Origin of the sequence: Vibrio pectenicida (assembly GCA_024347015.1) — a bacterium.
GTDB classification, from domain to species: Bacteria; Pseudomonadota; Gammaproteobacteria; order Enterobacterales; family Vibrionaceae; genus Vibrio; species Vibrio pectenicida.
The window spans coordinates 987,550-1,007,903 of sequence record AP024890.1 but is presented as its reverse complement, the minus strand read 5'-3'; the positions used below and the strand labels follow the sequence as shown (position 1 = coordinate 1,007,903).

The window sequence follows — 20,354 nt, the reverse complement described above, 5'->3', positions numbered from 1 at the left end:
TTTTAAAGGTTATCAGTGTCAACTTTTCTTACCTCGTCACATTTAAATCAATCACTTTTTCTGTGTGTAAGCGCGCGAGGAGGTGGATTCCGGTAATATCTGAATATTGCCATTTAATAAATCCTTTCCTGTCAAATGATTGCATAATCTATCGTGATCTAATCCCGTCTCTTAACCCCCCAACTGTGATAAATGTGAATGGCACAATATTTTGTATATTGCACAAACATAACTGATTGATTTATAATTAAAAACACAAATTTAACAATAATGAAACAAAAGTATATTAATTTACATTGTTGCTACTTGTTCATATGTTCTAATAGATGCATAAAATTAAAAACTGCACCCAATCTCAAACTACCTTGTTCGGCTTAAACATAACAACTGTAGTTTGGTGTTGTGGCGCAATGGGCTTCAAATGGCACCGACAACAATAATCATAACTTCACTCAATAGTGTAGCAGTCAGGTCACAAAAAAAGTGGCTTATTCACCAAAGACAGGTTTTTAGTCAGAGCACTTCTCGCCTTATGATCAATATAAAACGCACGTTTTCTGGTGCGATCCGCGTGAACAGAATTTACGACGTGTGCTGCTTAATTATTGGCGCATTGGGTGGTTTGCCTGATCCACATCCTCGTATTTTCTCAACAACGTCGATACGTACTAGGAAAAAAAATGATAAATACAATAACGTCAGTTATATTTGGCGCAGCTGCGCTTGCTAGTCACAGTGTTTACTCGATTGATATCGCCATAAAATGTCCAGACGAACCGATCAATTCTATGATGTTAGTAAACGATCAGGTGTACGTTGTGGTCGATAATGACCTTATACGCAATAAAGCTTTACTGGTTAATCTGGAGCAAGGAAATATTCGATTCTGTACAACTCAAGTCACCAGTATGAAGTCTTTATTTAAAGGGCGTAAACAGTTTAATGCCAGTATTGGTGATTGGGATACGTCAAATGTAACTGATATGTCCTCAATGTTTTATTGGGCAGAGGTTTTTGATCAAGATATTGGCCATTGGAACACATCAAAAGTAACAACCATGCAAGAAATGTTTTACGGATCAAGATCGTTTAACCAAATTATTGGCCATTGGGATACATCAAAAGTGACCAATATGGACTCGATGTTTTTTTGGGCGAGTATATTTAATCAAGATATTGGCTATTGGGACACATCTAGCGTTGGAACAATGGCTTGGATGTTTTTTGGGGCAAAAAGGTTTAATCAAGATATTGGCTACTGGGATACGTCTAAAGTAAGATGGATGCATTCAATGTTTGGCGGGGCAGAGACGTTTAATCAAAATATTGGCCGCTGGGACACCTCACATGTAGCCAATATGTATGAAATGTTCTACAAAGCTCAAAAGTTTAACCAAGACATCAGCCGATGGAATACCTCTAGCGTGTCTTCCATGTATCGAATGTTTGTTGGAGCTGGTTCGTTTAACCAAGATATTGGTCGCTGGGATACGTCAAATGTTACTCATATGAAACAAATGTTTGATCATGCGATTAGTTTTTCGCAAGACTTAAGCCAATGGAACGTCTCTAAGGTGAGTAATTACAGCCAATTTTCAACTGGTAGTTCATTAGCGCCAGTGCAAAAACCTCACTTTATTGATTCATCTTGGCTGGATAATAAAGAGCCGGAGCCGAGATATTATACTCACAATCATTAATCTATTTACGATTTTTCTATCATAACAGCCTCACCAATGTGAGGCTGTTTATTTTTTAAATAAAATTCATTATATGGCATTAATAAAAACACATAAATAAATCACCACTATTTAAATTTATAATAACAGATAACATAGTCATTATGTTCGTGTTTTGATGAGGCATAAGTTTACTTTTTTGAATAGTTAAAATTAAATGTAAGAAAAAATGTATTTTTAACGGTTATAATCGATATAAATTTTTTAATGATTTATATGTAATTGAAAAAAAACTTATTTATTAGCTTTCTTCTTAATTTTCCAACAGCGTCTATTCAAACTAGGAAATAATAATGACAAAAAAAACCAATTCTTTATTTATAGGCTTATTAATTCTTATCAGTCAATATGCTTTCGCCATAGACATTGCGGTAAAGTGCCCGGATAAGCAGGTTAATTCAGTGCTAATCGAAAAAGGACAAGTGTATGTTGTCGTGGATAACGCGCTTATTCGTAACCAAACCATGTTGGACAAACTTGAGCAAGGATACATCAATTTTTGTACTACTCAAGTGACTAATATGGATATGGTATTCTATGATAGAAAAACGTTTAATGCGGATATTAGCGACTGGGATACCTCTAATGTTAACAGCATGCATTCTATGTTTTTGTATGCAGAAGCGTTTAATCAAGATATTGGCTTTTGGGACACGGCGAATGTTGCCAATATGCTGCAAATGTTTTCTTTCTCCAAAGCATTCAATCAAGACATAGGGCATTGGGACACTGCTAACGTCACTGAGATGCAGTCTATGTTTCATAAAGCGGAAGTCTTTAACCAAGATATCGATCATTGGGATACGTCCAAAGTGACCAATATGTTTGGGATGTTTTATCAAGCGGATGCTTTTAATCAAGATATCGGCCACTGGGACACTGCCAATGTGACGAATATGAATAACATGTTTCAAGGCGCTGGCGTATTTAACGCGGATATTGGTGGTTGGGATACTTCAAAAGTCACTACTATGGACTACATGTTTAATGGTGCAGAAGCGTTTAACCAAGATATAGGCCACTGGAACACTTCCCAAGTCACCAGCATGCAAGGAATGTTTATGGTCGCGTATCGCTTTAACCAAGATATTGGCCATTAGGATATGTCTAACGTTACTAGTATAAACCGAATGTTTCTGGGCAGTTATGCGTTTAATCAAGATATAGGTCACTGGGATACTTCCAAGGTGACCGATATGGCAGGTGCCTTTACTGCGGCACTGCTGTTTAACCAAGATATAGGCCATTGGGATACATCCAATGTGGTCAATATGAAAGAGATGTTCTCTCAAGCCACTCGTTTTTCACAAGACCTAAGCAACTGGAATGTTAGCCAAGTGACTGAGCATACGGATTTTGCCAAAGACAGTATATTAACTGAGGAGCAGTTGCCGATATTTACCCAGTAGTGGGTGATCCTTTTAGACTTATTACTTAGCTTTTAGCCTCGCATAGCGAGGCTTTTTACTTGGAACAGTAGAAATAGATAATGCTTAATTGATAACCTTCATTGTATTCTGACGGTGATTTTTGCTCGGTAATGTGAGTCGAGGTTAAAATTTTATTTCGACATTTTTGGGTTCAATGCTAAGTTGGATGGCGCAATCAGAATGTTAAAGGATTATATTGTCACATGTTTTCTCATCTACCGACTCCCGCATTAGACCCCATTCTTTCTTTATCTGGTATATATCGTAATGACTCTCGTGAGCATAAAGTGGATTTGGGGGTTGGCGTATACAAAAACAGCGCAGGCCAAACCCCGATAATGCAGGCTATTTCTCAAGCGCAAGATATTGTTGTCGCATCACAAACCACCAAAGCTTATGTTGGCCTGGCGGGATGTGAGGAGTTTAATCAAAGTATGATTGACCTGCTCTTGTCGGGCACTTCTGCCATAGAGAGAGTGGCGGCCATACAGACTCCTGGCGCAAGTGGAGCGCTAAGAATGCTGGGCGATCTAATCAAAGTTGCTCAGCCTGATACTTGTGTGTGGCTGTCTAACCCAAGCTATGTCAATCACAGACCGGTAATGGAAGCGGCGGGCTTGAAGGTTAAACAGTACACCTACTTTAGCCCGCAAACCAAGCAAGTTGATGCAAGCCGTATGCTGGAAGAGTTGGCTCAGGCTGGTCCAAATGATGTAGTGTTATTGCATGGCTGCTGCCATAACCCAACGGGCGCAGACATTGATTTTGCTGCATGGCAAGCCATCACTGAGCTTGCTCAGAAAAATGGGTTTGTGCCGTTTGTCGATGTGGCTTATCAAGGCTTTGGTGATGGCTTAGAGCAAGATGTTCAGGGGCTGCGCTTTATGGCTGATAATGTTGAAGAAATGCTGATTACCACCTCTTGCTCGAAAAACTTTGGCCTCTATAGAGAGCGAACTGGTGCCGCGTTTGTGATTGGTAAGTCGCTACAAGAAGTAGGTAATGCTAAAGGAAGATTGCTGACGCTAGCTCGCGCGACATACACAACGCCGCCAGATCATGGTGCTGCGCTGGTGAAAACTGTGTTACAAAACCAAGAGTTGACTAAGCTATGGAAACAAGAACTCAGCGAGATGCAACAGCGATTGGTCAGTTTGAGACAGACCTTGTGTCAAGAGCTTCGTAATACCCATAACACGTCACAGTTTGATTTTATCGAGAGTCACAAAGGCATGTTTACTATGCTAGGATTTAGCCAACAGCAGATGGTGAAACTGCGTGAAGACCATGGCATTTATGGTGTGACGGACGGTCGAATCAATATCGCAGGTTTGGCAGAAAAAGACATTGCTTATGTCGCTGATGCGATAGTGAAGGTCTCTTAGATTTTGTGTCAAGGCCCACATTGACTTGGGCCTTTCTGTCATAAATATGGTGTTAGAAAGTTAGGTGATAAAATGGATAAAACGTCAAAGGCTTTGGTAGCCATGTTATTAAGTGGAGGGTTAATGGCTTGTTCCACCACAAGTCAGCAGCCGAAAGATCTCCAACCTAAGCCCGTAATTGAAGCGCCCCAACCTGAAGAGCCCAAAGCTAAGCCTGATAGCTCTAAAGCCGATAAAAATAGCCAAGTGGCTGAAAAACCTAAACCCGTTAAGCCCAAACCTCAGCCGAAAAAAACCGCCGATGGCAAGTTGATTTTAGGCCAGCAGGAATGGGTGTATGTGCCTGGGTTTGAAGAGAATTTTAAGGCCCGTATTGATACAGGCGCTACCACTTCTTCGATAAGTGCGACTGATGTGGTGGAATTTGAGCGTGATGGACAAGATTGGGTCAAATTTAACATTGAGCATGATGGGACAAAGAGCAAACAGATGGCATTGCCTGTTGTGCGCTGGGTTAAGGTTCGTCAGTCCAGCTCGGAAAAATCTCAGCGCCGCGCTGTGGTGGAGTCTTGGGTTCAACTGGGCGATTTGAAAGAAAAAACTGAGTTTACCCTTGCCGATCGTACCCATCTCAAATATCCCTTGTTACTGGGAAGAAGCTTTGTCACGGATGTGGCAATTGTGGATGTGAGTAAAGAGTTTGTGCAGAAAAAGCACAAGTAAGCGGTTTAAAAGTAAAACTCATCATTTAACGGCACCTCAAGGTGCCGTTTTTGTTTTGGATATCGTGTTTTTTGAAGGCAGTATCAGAACTCAGCGAACTATTCCGCTAACCTTGCGGCTTGGATAACGGTGTAACATCGCAAGGGCAGCCTATTACTAGTCGTTTGTCCCCATTTTCGTCGCTCAGCCGATAATGTCTGCTTATTCTCAAGGAGTCTTTAATGAAGTATTTATCGATGGCGGTGGTCATCAAACAAGGTAAGGTTTTGATCCAAGAACGTTATCGCTCGAACCAAGGTATGGTGTTTGAGTTCCCCGGCGGGGAAGTAGAAAGTAATGAGTCGGGTACTGACGCTGCTATTCGCGAGTTATACGAAGAAACGAATATGAGCGGTTTATCTCACGTTGCAACCTATAGCGATATTAATGAATACGGTGGTCGTATCTACTATGTGCTGCTACATGCCAGTGCAGGCGATGAGCCAAGAGCGCAAGACTCAAGCCGCCAGCAGACTTTTCATTGGCTCTCTCTAGGTAATTTACCAATCGATGAATTTTACAAAGCTGATGTAAGCTTCATTAATAAGCATTTAGGCAAACATTTGCAACGAGAAGTCGGAGAGATGGCCTGATAAGACTTATTGCTGCCTTGAAGCCTAAATATGCCCCTTTCATATCCTTAATATGTATTAAAGGGGCATGTTGTCATTATTGTATCTCTATTAGCTCAACATCAAAGATCAATGTTGATGAAGGTGGGATTGGGCCTGAGCCATTTTTCCCATAAGCTAATGTACTAGGGATGAATAGGCGAAATTTATCCCCTTCAACCATATATGTTAAGCCTTCTTGCCAGCCTTTGATAACTTGGTTTAACCCAAACGAAATTGGCTCTCCACGCTCAACTGAGCTATCAAATACGCTTCCGTCGAGTAGGGTGCCATGGTAATGCACTTTGACCTTACTTTTTGCGCTTGGATTCAATGTACCTTCACCTTTTGACAGTACCTTATATTGCAGCCCACTCTCTGTGATGATAATGCCGTCTTGCTTGCCATTTTCGAGCAGAAATGCTTGACCGGCAGCGAAGTTTTCCTCCCCCGCCTTACCTGTGACCAGAGTACGGTAAATCATAAAACCCGCGAGAACCAAGATGACGATAGGAATAATAATTTTAGACATGGGACCTTTCCATAATTGTTAGGGTTGTTGTATTAGATAGTTGATGGTGTTAGCAATGCCATCGAGATCTTTATGCCCAGCAAGTAGTACCATGTATTTACCTTTGACGATAAAGGTGGGTACGGCATTAATCTGGCCTTTTTGCGAGATCAGAGCGGCTTTCTGCATTTCCGTAAACAAGGCTTTTTGCTGCGATTCACTTAATTGCTCAGGACTGGATAGTCCTTGTTGTTTAAACACCTTATTGATGGCTTGTTTTTGTTGCTGAGCGGTTGAACCATTACCCATTTGCACGGCATCAAACATGGCTTTCATCATCTCATGACTTGGTGTTGTCCCTAGCTGAATTTGCGCGCTGTAATAAATCATAGCGTTGATTTGTGCGCTTTGATCAAATATGACATGCAGTTTGCCGAAAGTTTGATCGGTCATTGATTCAAGTTGTGGTAGAGCTGATTCCATATTCGCGCAATGCCCACAATTAAGTGAAAAAACTTCAGTAACAACGGGGAGTTGATACTCGGACAAATCAGCGGGTAGACGCTCAAATTGCTTTCCTTCTTGGGGAAGGTCACTCTTACTGCAGCCCAACAGTAGGGCGATTAAACTAAAGCCAATAAAGGCCAGGATTTTTTTCATAGTGGTTACTCTTTACCATCAAGTGAGATGTATAAGTCTGAAGTGTTTGATTCTACCCTGTCATTGCAGGGAAAAAAACAGTCGGTGCACAGACTTTATGTCAAAAACAAAGTCTGCATTTATAATTAAAGTATTTCCCAATTCGCCGATATAAATGTTGTATCGAATCAAAAAAGAATGGTGGATCGATGAAATACCTTGCTTTGCCTCTTCTCTTGTTGCTCACAGGTTGTGGGAACCTTGCAAAAGAAATGCATTATTTGTCCGATGATATGTTAGAAACTGCGCCAAAATCAGACATGCAGGTTCGATATCCGACTTGGGGAGATGCACCAAAAGTGGTTTCACAGAGTGGTGTTATGGGACCAATGGGGCGAAGCCGTGCTGTAAGTAATAGCGATTTACAGAGCTTTTTGATGAAAAATGGTGTTGAGCATGAAGTGTTACCAGGCGACCATCTGATGGTTAAGCTAACCGATACGATTAAATTTAATACTGGGTCTTCGATGGTCAAACCCAGCTCGGCCTATTGGATTAATAAAATGGCAAGTTATTTAGCAACCCAACCGGGGATTGACATTGTGATTGATGGCCACACAGATAATACGGGCCCGCCGTCTCGTAATGACGTTTTATCTATGAAACGAGCCAAAGCGGTCAAGAAGCAACTCATTCGTAACAATGTCGCTATGGACGCTATTTTTACTCGTGGTTACGGTGAGTACGTCCCTGCATGTTCAAATAACACCAGAGCAGGAAAAGCTTGTAACCGTCGTGTTGAAGTATTATTCATTGTATCTAATCAGAGATAAATTCGCGCTTCATTAAAGCCCCAGCTAAACTTTAATTTGTAACCTTTAGCAACTCCTTTAGTGATTTATATGGGAAGCGGATGCCTGACTATTTAGAAAATATAATTAAATCTTTTTTGCTTCTTTTTCTACTACTTTTTTCAGCTTCAGTAGTTGTCGCTAAGCCACTGATTATCACAGTCAGTGAATATCCTCCTTATCACTCAAAAGATTTGCCAGGTTTTGGCATTAATGCACAAATTGTAAGCGCAGCGTTTGAAAGCCAAAAAGTTTCGATTGATTACCAGCAAATGAACACATGGAAGGAAGCCTTCGATTATGCAGCAGGGGGTAAAGCAGATGCTGCCGCGTTATGGGAGTACAACCAAGCACACAAGAATGATTTTTTGATCAGTGACTCTGTGTATAAAATAAATGCTCATTTTTTTTATAACAATAAACATGAGTTTAGCTGGCGCAAAGTCAGCGATCTTAAGGGATACACCATCAGTGCTTTAATTGGTGGTTATTATGGTGATGCTTTTGAAGCCGCTGAAAAGAGTGGGGAGATCAAGGTCACCCGGGTATATGATGAGACAGAGAATGTGAAGAAGCTTGTCGATGGATCCATTGATCTTGCGCCTTTGTATATTACTAGCTTCAATTATGTGCTGAAAACACAAGGTTTAGCTGATAAAAGGGCAGAGTTTAGTTATCACCCTAAGCCTTTGTTTACAAACTCTGTACACTTATTAATGCCAAAATCGAACCCTCAAAGCAAATACAATATGGTGTTGTTTAACGAGGGTTTAAAAGCCATAAAAGCAAATGGTGTACTTCAATCTATTCTCAATGACCACCTTAACTATCGTTAATTCATATCAAGAAATTGTTCAATCTAACTGAGATCTCTTTCGTTAATCTTCGTTTTTGTTCATTAATGGATGGTTCACGTTATAGCCATAGTAATAGACTCAATGGATAAACAAACAACAATTAGTTAATAATTGAGTCGTTAATTTTTTTGATAAACCTAATACTTTGGTGCCTATCTACTCGTTAAGTTTAACTTATGGCGAGAGAGCATATATAGCTAACTCTACCTCTTTACTACTAACAATGGTTGATTATGAGAATAAAAAGTAGAGTTAATTAACAAATCAGAGAACATAAATGCAACAAAGTGTGCTCGAACGCTCATTAATGGCTCGGGAGCGTTTCATATGGCGGTCAGGTATGCAGAATACCAATCGCAATCATAGCAAAACCAATCTTACCCATTAATATAAACAAGGACTCTTACTATGACGGATAGAAAACCCACTTTGCTCGGAGAGTGTATTGCCGAGTTCATAGGGACAGGATTGCTGATTTTCTTTGGTGTGGGCTGTGTAGCAGCCTTAGTACTAACAGGCGCTCAGTTTGGCCAATGGGAAATCAGTGTAGTCTGGGGCTTTGGGGTGGCAATCGCAATCTATTGTACAGCAGGCGTATCTGGCGCACATATTAATCCAGCAGTTACAATCGCATTGGCAGCGTTTCATGGCTTTGATAAAGCTAAGGTTGTACCTTACATCATTGCTCAAATGCTTGGGGCGTTTTGTAGTGCTGCATTGGTGTATAGTTTGTACAGCAATTTGTTTATCGATTATGAAATTACCCATGGTTTTGTTCGCTCTAGCCAAGAGGCTCTTGCGACTGCTGGTATTTTCTCAACCTATCCTCATGCTTCTTTGTCATTTTCTGGGGCTTTGGCTGTTGAATTTGTGATAACGGCCGTACTCATGTTTGCGATTTTGGCGTTGGGTGATGAGAATAATGGCGCTGCTCGCGGCCCTATGAATCCATTATTGATAGGTGTACTTATCGCTGTGATCGGTAGTTCATTAGGTCCGTTAACTGGGTTTGCCATGAATCCTGCACGTGATTTTGGGCCAAAGCTATTTGCTTACTTTGCTGGATGGGATTATGCGCTGACTGGAGCTAAAGACATCCCATATTTTATTGTTCCTATTCTTGGCCCAGTTGCTGGCGCGTGTTTTGGTGCTTGGGCATACCCTAAAGTTATCGCTCAATACTTACCCAATACCGGTACTGGTTGTACTATCCCTAATCAGTGTGATGATACTGAAGAGAATCAAGAAGCCCACGTGTAACACTAAAATCTATTGATATAAGTATTGAAATAAAAGGAAATTATCATGACTGAGCCAAAATATATTGTCGCGCTTGATCAGGGAACGACGAGCTCCCGTGCAGTGGTACTTGACCATGATGCTAACATTGTCAGTGTTTCTCAGCGTGAGTTTACTCAAATATACCCTCAGGCGGGTTGGGTTGAACATGATCCTATGGAAATCTATGCCACGCAAAGTTCAGTTTTAGTTGAAGTCTTGGGCAAATCTGGGATCCGCAGTGATGAAGTGGCGGGTATAGGTATTACTAACCAGCGTGAAACCACCATAGTTTGGAATAAAGACACAGGCAAGCCAGTCTACAACGCTATTGTTTGGCAGTGCCGACGCACAGCGGCTATATGTGAAGACTTGAAAAGCCGAAATCTAGAAGAATACGTTCAGGAGAATACAGGTCTGGTGTTAGATCCCTATTTTTCTGGCACAAAAATTAAGTGGATTTTAGATAACGTTGAGGGTGCCCGTGAAGATGCGAATGCCGGTAAGCTCTTGTTCGGAACAGTAGATACGTGGTTATTGTGGAAGATGACTCAAGGGCGTGTCCATGTAACGGACTATACCAACGCTTCTAGAACCATGCTGTTTAACATAAATACACTTCAGTGGGATGAAAAACTGCTGCAAGAAATGGACATACCTTTATCTATGATGCCAGAAGTTAAGACATCATCAGAGGTTTATGGACAAACCAATATTGGCGGTAAAGGGGGAACTCGAATACCGATTGCGGGGATCGCAGGAGATCAGCAAGCAGCTCTGTTTGGACAAATGTGTGTCAATGCAGGGCAAGCAAAAAATACCTATGGGACAGGTTGCTTCTTGTTGATGAATACTGGCCAAGAAAAAGTGACATCTAAAAATGGACTACTGACCACATTAGCTTGTGGACCAACGGGTAAACCTGCCTATGCGCTTGAAGGTGCTGTGTTTATGGGAGGGGCATCTATTCAGTGGCTAAGAGATGAAATGAAGCTGCTAGCGGATGCTAAAGATTCAGAATATTTTGCCACTAAGGTTGATACGTCTAATGGTGTTTATGTTGTGCCTGCTTTTACTGGGCTTGGTGCTCCCTATTGGGATGCTTATGCTCGTGGAACCATTGTTGGTTTGACTCGAGGTGCTAATTCAAGCCATATTATACGAGCAACATTAGAAGGAATTGCTTACCAAACACGTGATGTGCTAGATGCAATGCAAGCAGACTCTGACATCAAACTCGAAGCTCTTCGTGTCGATGGTGGTGCGGTTGCCAATGATTTCTTAATGCAGTTTCAATCTGATGTTCTTGATACTCAGGTGCTTCGTCCACAGGTCACGGAAGTAACCGCATTGGGCGCTGCGTACCTTGCTGGTTTAGCGGTAGGTTTTTGGGGTAGTCTGGACGAAGTTGCTGGCAAAGCTGAAATCGATAAGACCTTTGTACCTCATCATGACGAAGAGAAACGCAGCCGTCGTTACAAGGGTTGGAAGCGTGCGGTGAAATGTGCTCAAGTGTGGGCAAAGATGCATGATGAAGATGATTAAAGTATTGAAAAAATTATAATATAAATGGTGCCCACTGTATAAAGCGGGCATCATTTTTAGTGGAAGTTAAGCTTTCTTTTTACCTTGCAATACTTGCTTGTCTTCTTCAGTCAGTTCACGGATACGTCGACTAATATCACGGCGCTCTTTGGAGATTTCCGCACTTTTTATAATATGGTCGTCAACGCGATCTTCATAATCTGCTTTCATATTATTGATGATGGTGATGATTTCATCAGGGGTCATATTAGGCTTGATGTAATCCATCAAGTTGTCCAAAAGATCGACCCTCTTGCGGTTATCACGAACTTTTTTCTCATTGTCGAGCAGTTCACGCTTTAGCTTATTTTTTCTGCGAGCCTGAGCTACGATTTCAAATACTCCACTCATAAGTGTCTTTCCTGCTTTTGCTTAACTTTAACTGCCAATGATTAAACCATAACATCTCTGCCGATAACAGGCTTAAGATCAACAACTCTATAATGATGACTAGTTTATCACCAAAAAGCCAATGCAGTGATTGAGCATAAGTGGGAGTCAGGATATGATTTCGTTATTAATAAAATAAAAAGCTAACTTTATGCGAGTATCCAGTATTGTAGTCCCGAAAGTTGAGAAGGCTGAATTGTCCCCACAAACAAGTAAGATTGTTGAGGCATACCGTAAAGAACGTCGGTGTCAGGAATTGACAGAAGTTGAGTTAAATCGTAGAAAAATCATTATGATTGATGAGTATGGTAATATAAAAAAACCATCGATTCTTTTCGAGCACTAAGCTAGGAAGATGTGACTAAGGATATGATAATGAATATAGAACTAAACGATATAGAAGCTCGCGTTATTGGCTGTTTAATCGAAAAGGAAGTTACCACACCAGATTATTACCCATTGACCCTCAATAGTTTGACCAGTGCATGTAATCAAAAAAGCAATCGTGAACCTGTTATGACATTATCTGAAGTTGATGTTCAGCAAGCTATTGATGGATTGATTGCTCGTAGGCTTGTTAGTGATGAGAGCGGATTTAATAGTCGAGCGAGTAAGTTTCAACACAGGTTCTGTAATACCGAATTTGGTGACTTAAAGTTAACAGCTCAAGAAAAAGGGATCGTCTGTTGTTTGTTGCTTCGTGGAGCACAAACACCTGGTGAATTGCGTACACGTACAAATCGATTAGCAGATTTTAGCGATGTAAAAGAAGTCGAATCAATATTAGAAAATATGGCATCACCAGATGACGGATCCTTAGTTATTAAATTAGCGCGGGAAGCAGGCAAGCGTGAATCTCGTTATATGCATTTGTTTAGTGGAGAGGTCGATATTGAGAGTTTTGTAGTGTCGATCTCTCATCCTAACAATGTTGAATCTGATATAAAAAGGATAGATGCACTGGAACTTGAGGTTGCTGAATTAAAAACGCAATTAGAGGTATTACGTCAACAAGTGGAAGAATTGTGTTCCTAAATGCCATCTAAACAAACAATCCAGCCGTGTTCGATATGGTTTGTATACTTGATTCGGACACGCTTAAATGCCCTGTATTGTGGCATAACGACAGATGTTTACCGTCGTTATGCACAACACTGCCAAGGTACTGGTGCTAAATCTCTCAAAGGAAAAGCACCTTTGACGCTTGAATGGTATCAAATGATTGGTAAAAGCCGTTCAATGGCATCTAAATATGAATATCGTATTAAGAAATTGTCAAAATGTCAGAAAGAGCAACTGATAAGTGGGGCAGTAGTGCTAGGTGATATTATCGATGTTGAAGAGGGTTGAGGTGACAAAAGCCAGCTTATCCGATAACGAAACATAATTGTAATCTTGATAAATTATCAGTCAATTTTTTATCTTTACCACAAATTTTATGTTATGTAATTGATATTGAATTGATTGTCCGTCGAATAGTTCAAATCTGTATTAACCTTGAATATAGAATTTAAATAAGGTTGGTATGGATATGAAACTTTTGATAAAAGCTATTTTAATGTGGTCGTTAGCATGGATTGCTATCGTGGTTAATGCTGCAACCGTTGTCCCAGATGGGCGCGGTAATGGTATGGGTAATACTGGTGTTACATCGGCAGATTATCTGTTAGCACCATTTTATAACCCTGCATTGGTTGCTATTCATAGAGATTCAGATAAATTTGGTGTGCTCTTTCCTGGTGTCGGTTTAAGATTGAGAGATACAGATGAAACCCTAAATACCGTGGATAAACTTCAAGATGAGATCAAAGCTTTTAAAGCAAACTCCTCAGATTCTGCTGCAGAAGCGAGATTGAATAGTTATTTAGATCAAATTTCGGATGATAAGCCGTTGGGAGTTAACGGTGGTGTCGTTGCCGCGGTTGCGTTGCCTGTTGATATTCTGTCGACCAATATTTTTACCCGCGGATACGCCGAAGTTATCGCGAAGAGTGATATTTCAAGTTCGACGGATACTCAAACTCGTTATGAGAACTCGAGTGTTGATGTAATCGCATTTGGCTACGGTGAGTTTGGTGTGGCGATTGCTAAACGGGTGAACTTTCTAGGACAGGATGTTTCTGTTGGGATTTCTCCTAAGTTTCAAACCATGCGAACATACAAACAAGCAATTACTGTTGAAGACTTTGATATCAAAGACTATGACAAAAGTGAAACCAAAAAAAATGCATTTAATATAGATCTTGGTGCGGTTTGGTTGCATGAACAATTTCGTGCTGGAGTCGCTGTGAAAGACTTATTCTCGCAGAAACTTCAGACTTTAGATATTGGAGGTGTCAGTACATATAAGTTAAACACTCAGGTTACGGTATCTGGGGCCTATACATTAGAATATTTTACGGCCACTACAGACTTCGATCTGACCAAGCAAGAAAGATTTACAGATCAAAATGATGATACTCAATTTTTACGCTTTGGAGTGGAAGGTAATGCCATGGGTTGGGCTCAACTCAGGGTAGGCTATGAAATTGACCTAGAAGATACACTAGATAATTCAGTTACGCTTGGTGTTGGTATAAGTCCCGGCGATATGGTTAGCTTTGATTTAGCAGGAAGTTATGCTGGCGATAATCAATATGGCTTATCTGGGAATTTGGCATTTACTTTCTAATCTTGAGTTGTTAGTACAGAGTTTGTGCTGCTAGTTACTCAATTTGCATCAAATATTAGCCGCACATTCCCTGCTTAAGATAAAAACTTACAAACAGTGGTTAAATCAGCTCGAAAGGCAGGTACACCCTATGTAAAATACGAAGTAAAAAAATATCTTTATGAGAAAGGATAATTGATGCTAAAAGTGACTCTTTTGTCAGTAGTTCTCGTTTTACCTATGCCCAGTTGCGCACACACAACTCAAGTCCTCAGTGGGTACTGGCAATATGATGAGTATCTAGATGCTAATCCAGAAGAGAAGGTTCTGACTAAAGCTTTGGCCGATACAGTAAGAAGTCAAGCAGTACCGATTTCTGCCAAGCAATCTAACCCGGTATCAATTTCAGTTGTGTATCCCGGACAGCAAGTGTCAGATTATTGGGTAAGGAACATTAAAGCTTTTGAAGCACGCCTTACCGAGTTGGGGATAAACTATGAGATAAAGCAGGTTTTTACTCGGCCTAATCTAGATGTTAGACAGCAGAGTCTCTCACTGCTCGAAGCGATACAAAACAAAGCAGATTATTTGATTTTTACCTTAGATACCACTCGGCATCGAAAGTTTATTGAAAATGTTCTCAGTTCAACAAACACTAAGCTTATTTTACAAAATATAACCACACCTGTTAGAGCTTGGGGTGAGCAAAAGCCATTTATGTATGTTGGTTTTGACCATGTTAAAGGGACTCACTTACTTGAAAATTATTACAAAAAAATTGTGCCCGCTGGTAGTCGCTACTCTGTTTTATATTTCTCTGAAGGCTATGTCAGTGATGCTCGAGGTGATACGTTTATAGAAGAGATGAGCCATCATGATTCGTATAAACTATCTTCATCGTTCTATACAACAGCGACTAAAGAATCTGGATTTAATGCAGCGATCAAAGCCGTAGAAAAAGATCCTAATATTTCATTTATTTATGCGTGTTCAACTGATGTTGCTCTTGGTGCTACAGAAGCACTTAAGAAATTAAAGCGAGAAGATATTATTGTCAACGGATGGGGAGGTGGCAGTGCAGAGCTAGCAGCGCTCGCTAAAGGTGAATTAGATGTGACTGCAATGCGAATGAATGATGATACTGGGGTTGCAATGGCTGAAGCAATAAAGTGGGACCTTGAAGGAAAAGAGACACCAAATGTTTATTCTGGGGACTTTGAACTTGTGATAAAAACAGATAGTCATTTGAAAATAGATAAATTAAAGCAAAGAGCTTTTAGGTACTCGGATTAATAATGTCTTTTTTAGCTCGGCGAGGGACTAAAAAACGTCTTGCCACATTACTTACACGCTCAATCTTTCTTACCATCGCGGTTTTGTCTTTGGTCGTTGTACTTCAGAACTACCAGGTTAATCGGCAGGTTGTTTCTCAAGAAGTTGCGCGTTCTAAGTTACAAACCCAAAGTCTAGTCCAGCAAATCTTGAACTTTAGGCTCGAGGCTCTTGAAATACAACAAGATAGTTACAGCCGAAATGGCTCCTTAGTTGAGGCTTTTATTGCTTCGGATGTAAATCGATTGGCACGTTTTTTTAACGGTATTGATCAGGGCTCTCCGGCACTCGCTCCCGACTTTCGTTTTATTACAGAACGCTCCCAAATTGTATGGGATGATGCCAACTATCAGTTCTATGGTTTATCAATGGAGCAGTTGTCGCACATTAGTAAAGATATGACCACTGGAGGAAGCTGGCACTTATCACAAACACCTTCATTACTCGGAACTCGATATCTGATGGTGCGTCGTGTCCCTATTATTGATATGGGGTCAGGAGAGGTTTTAGGTTTTTTGCATATTGCGGTTGTATTGAACAATAATTTTTCTTTAATGAATGCAGTACTAAGAGGGAGTAATGCTGATCAAGTATTACTTGCAGTAGGCTCAGAAGTCATTGCATCGAGCACGAAAGATATCGACTTAAGTCATATTGAGTGGCTGGAAGAATCTGCAGTGGATTTTACTGCAAGTAAGTACATGGTTTCTAAAACAGATTTGACTATTAGCGATGTACCTACTTTTTTGTCTATTTATACCATTCAGGACAATAAACCCATCGTCATTTTAGTTCGTAGCCATTATATGTGGGTTGCAATCGCTGTGGTATTGCTTTTTTTGATCGCAGTATACGGTCGATTATGGCTTGGGAAGCGAGTTTCAAAAGAGCTCTTAAAACTCATGAATTACACCGAGAACTCTGTCGAAACCAAAGGGATGAACCGTTTCCCAGGATCACATATAGAAGAATTTGATCAGATTGGCTCTTCTTTTGAATTGTCTTTTCAGCGCTTTCACGAACAGGAAAAACAATTTGCTGACTTGTTCAACTTTTCACTTTCACCAATGACCTTGTGGGATGCAGGTGGTCAGTTATTGAGGAGTAACCCTGCTGCAGAAAGAAGCTTTCTAGTTAATAACGATACTGAAAAAGGCGATTATCATCTCTTAATTGAAAAACTTGGCCCTCATATACGGTTATGTGCCAAGGGAGCTGCGTTAAAGGGTATTAATATTTCTATAAGAGATAAAACATATCGCTGGAACCTGTCTCCGATTTTTATTGATAAAGGAACCAACAATGTGCTGGCCCAAGGACAAGATGTGACGAGTTTTGTAGAAGCAGAAGTTCAAAGTATTGCTGCAAGAAGGGAAGCAGAAGAGACAGCTAAAGCGAGATCTGATTTCTTAGCTAAAATGAGCCATGAGCTGAGAACCCCCCTTAATGGTATTTTAGGCGTTTCGCAGTTACTTAAAGGTAAATTATCTGATACTCAAGATGTTGAACACCTTGATGTGCTATGTAACAGTGGTGAACATCTATTGGCTGTATTAAATGATATTCTAGATTTTTCGAAAATAGAACAAGGTAAATTTCATGTTCAGTCTGTTGATTTTCGTTTAGTAGAGTTAGTGAGTGCAGTAGAGAAAATCTACACTCCACTATGTGAAGAGAAAGGGGTTAGCTTTGAGGTCATCACGAATCTCAGTGATATGACTTTTGCACATAGTGATCAAGTTAGGCTTAACCAGATATTGTTTAACTTAGTGAGTAATGCTATTAAGTTTACCCATCAAGGTAGTGTAACGGTATCAATTATGTGCCTTAAGCAAGTGACTGGGTGCAATTTGAATATAAGTGTAGTAGATACCGGTATAGGCATAGAACAGGAACGAATAACTCATATTTTTGAACCTTTTGTGCAAGCTGAATCTACAACTACTCGAGAATACGGTGGAAGTGGTCTCGGCCTTGCGATTGTTCATAGCTTAGTCGAAATGTTGGATGGCCAAATTGAAATAGAGAGCGCTATAGGTAAGGGAACGCGTTTACATTTATCGATTCCTATCGAGTTAGTGGCGTCCACCGAGCAAGTTGAAGCCAATATATTAGTTGAACCTGCAAACTTGTTTGATAGGGTACTTAATGTTTTGTTAGTTGAGGATAACCATACTAACGCGTTTATAGCCAAAGCATTTTGTGAAAAGTACGGTATGAAAGTTATATGGGTTCAAGATGGTTATAACGCGATTGAAAAATTAAAACAGCAGCATGATATTGATTTAATTCTAATGGATAACCAGTTGCCTAATTTGGGTGGTATAGAAACCACTAAAATAATTCGTGAAGATATGAAGCTAGATACGCCTATTTTCGCCTGTACAGCGGATGGAATGCAAGATACAAAACGCGCTTTTTTAAATGTTGGTGCAGATTACGTTATTATCAAACCTATCAAAGAGTTGGCGTTAAATCAGGCTTTCATTCATTTTAAGGAAAACCACCTCAATAAGACTCAACAATACTGAGAAAGTTTGTATGGTTTAAACAAAGGCTCAAGGGCTACCTCTTGAGCCTTCATATTTATTGGTAAATACGCAGTTACGCACACTGCTTTTCAATGCTGTAGTGGTTTGTTTCAAGATAGTTAGCAATGGCAAGCTGGCATTGTTGATCGCATAATAGGTGTAGTTTACTGCGGCGCATAAGGACGTCTTCAGCGTTTGCCGCAAGTTCTTGTTTAACCATATAGTCAACTTCAATTTGGTAGATGCCTGTAGAGAATTTAATACCCAAATCTTGATTGGTTTTTACCCCCTCAAGTAACTGATTCACTCGACTACCATATGATTGAATCCAACGTGTGCGTGTGCCAGGGTCAACAAATGGAATTTCCCTGGCTAATTTTGCTTGTAAACTAGTCCATGAGAAATGTTCACCGCCAGGTAAGGGAGCTTCTTTAGTCCAAGGTTTGTTTTGATTGAAATAGGGTGAGAGATGCTGCATTGCAGATTCAGCCAACTTCCTATATGTGGTTAATTTCCCACCAAAAATTGATAGTAAGGGTGGTTCGCCAGTTTGACCTTCTAACGAAAGTGTGTAATCTCGAGTGATGGCTTGCGGCGAGTCAGACTCATCATCACACAGTGGACGAACACCACTGAAGTCAGCAATAATATCTTCCATCGTGAGTTGTTTGCGAAAATGACTGTTAGTCACTTTAAGCAGATACTGTTTCTCTTCATCACTAATTGATACATGTCGAGGACTACCGTGAAACTCGACGTCAGTTGTTCCAATAATTGAAAATTTGTTGAGATAGGGAATAACAAAAACAATCCGATTGTCTTCGTTTTGCATGATATATGCTTGTTCTTCATCATGGATTTTGGGCACTATAATATGTGAGCCCTTAATCAACCGAATACCATAAGGAGAAGCCAATTGGGTATTCTCGGTCATAAAATCTTTGACCCATGGGCCAGTTGCGTTAACCAAGGCTTTTGACTTTCTTATTAAAGTTTGACCTGTGCGTAGGTCATTTATTTCGACATGCCAAAGTCCGTCAATACGCCTTGCTTTAGTCACTTGACAGTAATTGCTGACTTCTGCTCCTAACTCCCGAGCTTGAATGATATTGAGTATGACTAACCTCGCATCATCAACCCAGCAATCAGAATATTCGAAGCCTATACTAAGCTCAGGTTTCATGACTTTTTCATTATCAAGTTTGATTTTTTTACTGCCAGGTAAAGAGGTTCGTTTGCCTAAGTGGTCATATAGAAATAAGCCTGCCCGTATCATCCACGCTGGACGAAGAAATGGTCGGTGGGGTAATCTAAATCGCATTGGAAATGCAATATGTGGCGCTTTTGCAAGTAATACTTCACGTTCAGCGAGTGATTCACTGACTAAGCGAAATTCATAGTGTTCCAAGTACCTCAATCCACCATGTATAAGTTTAGAACTTGCTGAAGAAGTAGCACCGGCAAAATCTTGTGCTTCGTAAAGGCCTACTTTTAGTCCACGTCCTGCTGCATCTGCAGCTATACCAGCACCATTTATACCTCCGCCGACGACTATTATATCTAGAAATTCTTGTTCTTTTTGTTCATCTAAGTAACTAACAGTCATGTAATTGTCATCCAAATGTTCGTTCGAGCGTGATTATTTTCGTTATGTAATCATATTGTAGCTTGGATTGTTAGTGTTTGTTCGGTTAAATATGATCAAGATCATCTAAATAATTACAATACGAAAGTTATTCGAGCTTTAAATGTTCATATAAGAATATCAAACTAGAGAGTTTAAGCTGATATATGATCGTTGGAC

The 20,354-nt window shown here is 40.3% G+C and carries 20 protein-coding genes; 16 read left to right on the top strand and 4 right to left on the bottom strand.

The genetic code is table 11. The features are described 5' to 3' along the window. Positions 1-680 precede the first annotated feature (680 nt). From OCV27_RS19525 to OCV27_RS19505, 6 genes are all read left to right on the top strand, one after another. Positions 681-1,700 (top strand): BspA family leucine-rich repeat surface protein, encoded by a 1,020-nt coding sequence (locus OCV27_RS19525; RefSeq protein ID WP_125323324.1) that lies wholly within the window; start codon positions 681-683, stop codon positions 1,698-1,700. A gap of 332 nt (positions 1,701-2,032) precedes the next feature. Further along, complete coding sequence (locus OCV27_RS19520) at positions 2,033-2,839, top strand: BspA family leucine-rich repeat surface protein (protein ID WP_420919493.1); 807 nt, start codon at positions 2,033-2,035, stop codon at positions 2,837-2,839. A gap of 3 nt (positions 2,840-2,842) precedes the next feature. Further along, complete coding sequence (locus tag OCV27_RS20915) at positions 2,843-3,148, top strand: BspA family leucine-rich repeat surface protein (protein WP_420919492.1); 306 nt, start codon at positions 2,843-2,845, stop codon at positions 3,146-3,148. A 224-nt stretch (positions 3,149-3,372) separates the two neighbouring features. Further along, entirely contained in the window at positions 3,373-4,554 is a 1,182-nt protein-coding gene (locus OCV27_RS19515) for an amino acid aminotransferase (protein WP_125323074.1), read from the top strand. A 72-nt stretch (positions 4,555-4,626) separates the two neighbouring features. Continuing rightward, entirely contained in the window at positions 4,627-5,277 is a 651-nt protein-coding gene (locus tag OCV27_RS19510; protein ID WP_125323073.1) for an ATP-dependent zinc protease family protein, read from the top strand. A gap of 221 nt (positions 5,278-5,498) precedes the next feature. Further along, positions 5,499-5,909 (top strand): NUDIX hydrolase, encoded by a 411-nt coding sequence (locus OCV27_RS19505; RefSeq protein WP_125323072.1) that lies wholly within the window; start codon positions 5,499-5,501, stop codon positions 5,907-5,909. A 76-nt stretch (positions 5,910-5,985) separates the two neighbouring features. Here the strand turns inward: OCV27_RS19505 and OCV27_RS19500 are convergent, their stop codons facing one another. Both OCV27_RS19500 and OCV27_RS19495 read right to left on the bottom strand, forming a co-directional pair. After that, the gene (locus OCV27_RS19500; RefSeq protein WP_125323071.1) at positions 5,986-6,459 is read right to left on the bottom strand and encodes a BamJ family beta-barrel-assembly machinery protein; all 474 of its coding nucleotides are present in this window, start codon (positions 6,457-6,459) and stop codon (positions 5,986-5,988) included. An 18-nt stretch (positions 6,460-6,477) separates the two neighbouring features. Continuing rightward, positions 6,478-7,098: a thiol:disulfide interchange protein DsbA/DsbL gene (locus OCV27_RS19495; protein ID WP_125323070.1), complete on the bottom strand. Its 621-nt coding sequence runs from the start codon at positions 7,096-7,098 to the stop codon at positions 6,478-6,480. Between the two features lie 188 nt (positions 7,099-7,286). On the opposite strand from OCV27_RS19495, the gene OCV27_RS19490 reads away from it, so the two are divergent. The 4 genes from OCV27_RS19490 (at position 7,287) to glpK (ending at position 11,608) form a co-directional block, all read left to right on the top strand. Continuing rightward, a complete protein-coding gene (locus tag OCV27_RS19490; protein ID WP_125323069.1) occupies positions 7,287-7,910 on the top strand; it encodes an OmpA family protein in 624 nt (207 codons plus the stop codon). An 80-nt stretch (positions 7,911-7,990) separates the two neighbouring features. Further along, positions 7,991-8,764, top strand: a complete 774-nt coding sequence (locus OCV27_RS19485; RefSeq protein WP_125323068.1) for a substrate-binding periplasmic protein — start codon at positions 7,991-7,993, stop codon at positions 8,762-8,764. 429 nt (positions 8,765-9,193) lie between these two features. Further along, positions 9,194-10,045 carry an MIP/aquaporin family protein gene (locus tag OCV27_RS19480; RefSeq protein WP_125323067.1) on the top strand — a complete coding sequence of 284 codons (852 nt, stop codon included), beginning with the start codon at positions 9,194-9,196 and terminating at the stop codon, positions 10,043-10,045. Positions 10,046-10,090: 45 nt separating this feature from the next. Further along, positions 10,091-11,608, top strand: a complete 1,518-nt coding sequence (glpK, locus tag OCV27_RS19475; RefSeq protein ID WP_125323066.1) for a glycerol kinase GlpK — start codon at positions 10,091-10,093, stop codon at positions 11,606-11,608. Between the two features lie 66 nt (positions 11,609-11,674). On the opposite strand, the gene OCV27_RS19470 is transcribed toward glpK, so the two are convergent. Further along, complete coding sequence (locus OCV27_RS19470) at positions 11,675-11,998, bottom strand: DUF496 family protein (RefSeq protein ID WP_125323065.1); 324 nt, start codon at positions 11,996-11,998, stop codon at positions 11,675-11,677. A gap of 190 nt (positions 11,999-12,188) precedes the next feature. On the opposite strand from OCV27_RS19470, the gene OCV27_RS19465 reads away from it, so the two are divergent. The 6 genes from OCV27_RS19465 to luxQ all read left to right on the top strand — a co-directional run bounded on the left by OCV27_RS19465 (position 12,189) and on the right by luxQ (position 18,550). Further along, the gene (locus OCV27_RS19465) at positions 12,189-12,383 is read left to right on the top strand and encodes a hypothetical protein (protein ID WP_125323064.1); all 195 of its coding nucleotides are present in this window, start codon (positions 12,189-12,191) and stop codon (positions 12,381-12,383) included. A gap of 29 nt (positions 12,384-12,412) precedes the next feature. Further along, positions 12,413-13,072 (top strand): YceH family protein, encoded by a 660-nt coding sequence (locus OCV27_RS19460; RefSeq protein WP_125323063.1) that lies wholly within the window; start codon positions 12,413-12,415, stop codon positions 13,070-13,072. Further along, on the top strand, positions 13,073-13,387 hold the full coding sequence (locus tag OCV27_RS19455) for a GIY-YIG nuclease family protein (RefSeq protein ID WP_125323062.1): 315 nt from the start codon (positions 13,073-13,075) through the stop codon (positions 13,385-13,387). It begins immediately after the preceding gene. A gap of 181 nt (positions 13,388-13,568) precedes the next feature. Further along, positions 13,569-14,708: a conjugal transfer protein TraF gene (locus OCV27_RS19450; RefSeq protein WP_125323449.1), complete on the top strand. Its 1,140-nt coding sequence runs from the start codon at positions 13,569-13,571 to the stop codon at positions 14,706-14,708. 177 nt (positions 14,709-14,885) lie between these two features. Beyond that, complete coding sequence (locus OCV27_RS19445; protein WP_337969453.1) at positions 14,886-15,980, top strand: autoinducer 2-binding periplasmic protein LuxP; 1,095 nt, start codon at positions 14,886-14,888, stop codon at positions 15,978-15,980. 2 nt (positions 15,981-15,982) lie between these two features. After that, positions 15,983-18,550: a quorum-sensing autoinducer 2 sensor kinase/phosphatase LuxQ gene (gene luxQ, locus OCV27_RS19440; RefSeq protein ID WP_125320983.1), complete on the top strand. Its 2,568-nt coding sequence runs from the start codon at positions 15,983-15,985 to the stop codon at positions 18,548-18,550. Between the two features lie 73 nt (positions 18,551-18,623). On the opposite strand, the gene glpD is transcribed toward luxQ, so the two are convergent. Continuing rightward, complete coding sequence (glpD, locus tag OCV27_RS19435; RefSeq protein WP_125320982.1) at positions 18,624-20,156, bottom strand: glycerol-3-phosphate dehydrogenase; 1,533 nt, start codon at positions 20,154-20,156, stop codon at positions 18,624-18,626. Positions 20,157-20,354 lie beyond the last annotated feature (198 nt).

Excerpts from the sequence above, each read along its gene's own strand:
- OCV27_RS19525 (WP_125323324.1), top strand. The coding sequence starts at position 681 with ATGATAAATACAATAACGTCAGTTATATTTGGCGCAGCTGCGCTTGCT.
- OCV27_RS19520 (WP_420919493.1), top strand. The coding sequence starts at position 2,033 with ATGACAAAAAAAACCAATTCTTTATTTATAGGCTTATTAATTCTTATC.
- OCV27_RS20915 (WP_420919492.1), top strand. The coding sequence starts at position 2,843 with ATGTCTAACGTTACTAGTATAAACCGAATGTTTCTGGGCAGTTATGCG.
- OCV27_RS19515 (WP_125323074.1), top strand. The coding sequence starts at position 3,373 with ATGTTTTCTCATCTACCGACTCCCGCATTAGACCCCATTCTTTCTTTA.
- OCV27_RS19510 (WP_125323073.1), top strand. The coding sequence starts at position 4,627 with ATGGATAAAACGTCAAAGGCTTTGGTAGCCATGTTATTAAGTGGAGGG.
- OCV27_RS19505 (WP_125323072.1), top strand. The coding sequence starts at position 5,499 with ATGAAGTATTTATCGATGGCGGTGGTCATCAAACAAGGTAAGGTTTTG.
- OCV27_RS19500 (WP_125323071.1), bottom strand. The coding sequence starts at position 6,459 with ATGTCTAAAATTATTATTCCTATCGTCATCTTGGTTCTCGCGGGTTTT.
- OCV27_RS19495 (WP_125323070.1), bottom strand. The coding sequence starts at position 7,098 with ATGAAAAAAATCCTGGCCTTTATTGGCTTTAGTTTAATCGCCCTACTG.
- OCV27_RS19490 (WP_125323069.1), top strand. The coding sequence starts at position 7,287 with ATGAAATACCTTGCTTTGCCTCTTCTCTTGTTGCTCACAGGTTGTGGG.
- OCV27_RS19485 (WP_125323068.1), top strand. The coding sequence starts at position 7,991 with ATGCCTGACTATTTAGAAAATATAATTAAATCTTTTTTGCTTCTTTTT.
- OCV27_RS19480 (WP_125323067.1), top strand. The coding sequence starts at position 9,194 with ATGACGGATAGAAAACCCACTTTGCTCGGAGAGTGTATTGCCGAGTTC.
- glpK (WP_125323066.1), top strand. The coding sequence starts at position 10,091 with ATGACTGAGCCAAAATATATTGTCGCGCTTGATCAGGGAACGACGAGC.
- OCV27_RS19470 (WP_125323065.1), bottom strand. The coding sequence starts at position 11,998 with ATGAGTGGAGTATTTGAAATCGTAGCTCAGGCTCGCAGAAAAAATAAG.
- OCV27_RS19465 (WP_125323064.1), top strand. The coding sequence starts at position 12,189 with ATGCGAGTATCCAGTATTGTAGTCCCGAAAGTTGAGAAGGCTGAATTG.
- OCV27_RS19460 (WP_125323063.1), top strand. The coding sequence starts at position 12,413 with ATGAATATAGAACTAAACGATATAGAAGCTCGCGTTATTGGCTGTTTA.
- OCV27_RS19455 (WP_125323062.1), top strand. The coding sequence starts at position 13,073 with ATGCCATCTAAACAAACAATCCAGCCGTGTTCGATATGGTTTGTATAC.
- OCV27_RS19450 (WP_125323449.1), top strand. The coding sequence starts at position 13,569 with ATGAAACTTTTGATAAAAGCTATTTTAATGTGGTCGTTAGCATGGATT.
- OCV27_RS19445 (WP_337969453.1), top strand. The coding sequence starts at position 14,886 with ATGCTAAAAGTGACTCTTTTGTCAGTAGTTCTCGTTTTACCTATGCCC.
- luxQ (WP_125320983.1), top strand. The coding sequence starts at position 15,983 with ATGTCTTTTTTAGCTCGGCGAGGGACTAAAAAACGTCTTGCCACATTA.
- glpD (WP_125320982.1), bottom strand. The coding sequence starts at position 20,156 with ATGACTGTTAGTTACTTAGATGAACAAAAAGAACAAGAATTTCTAGAT.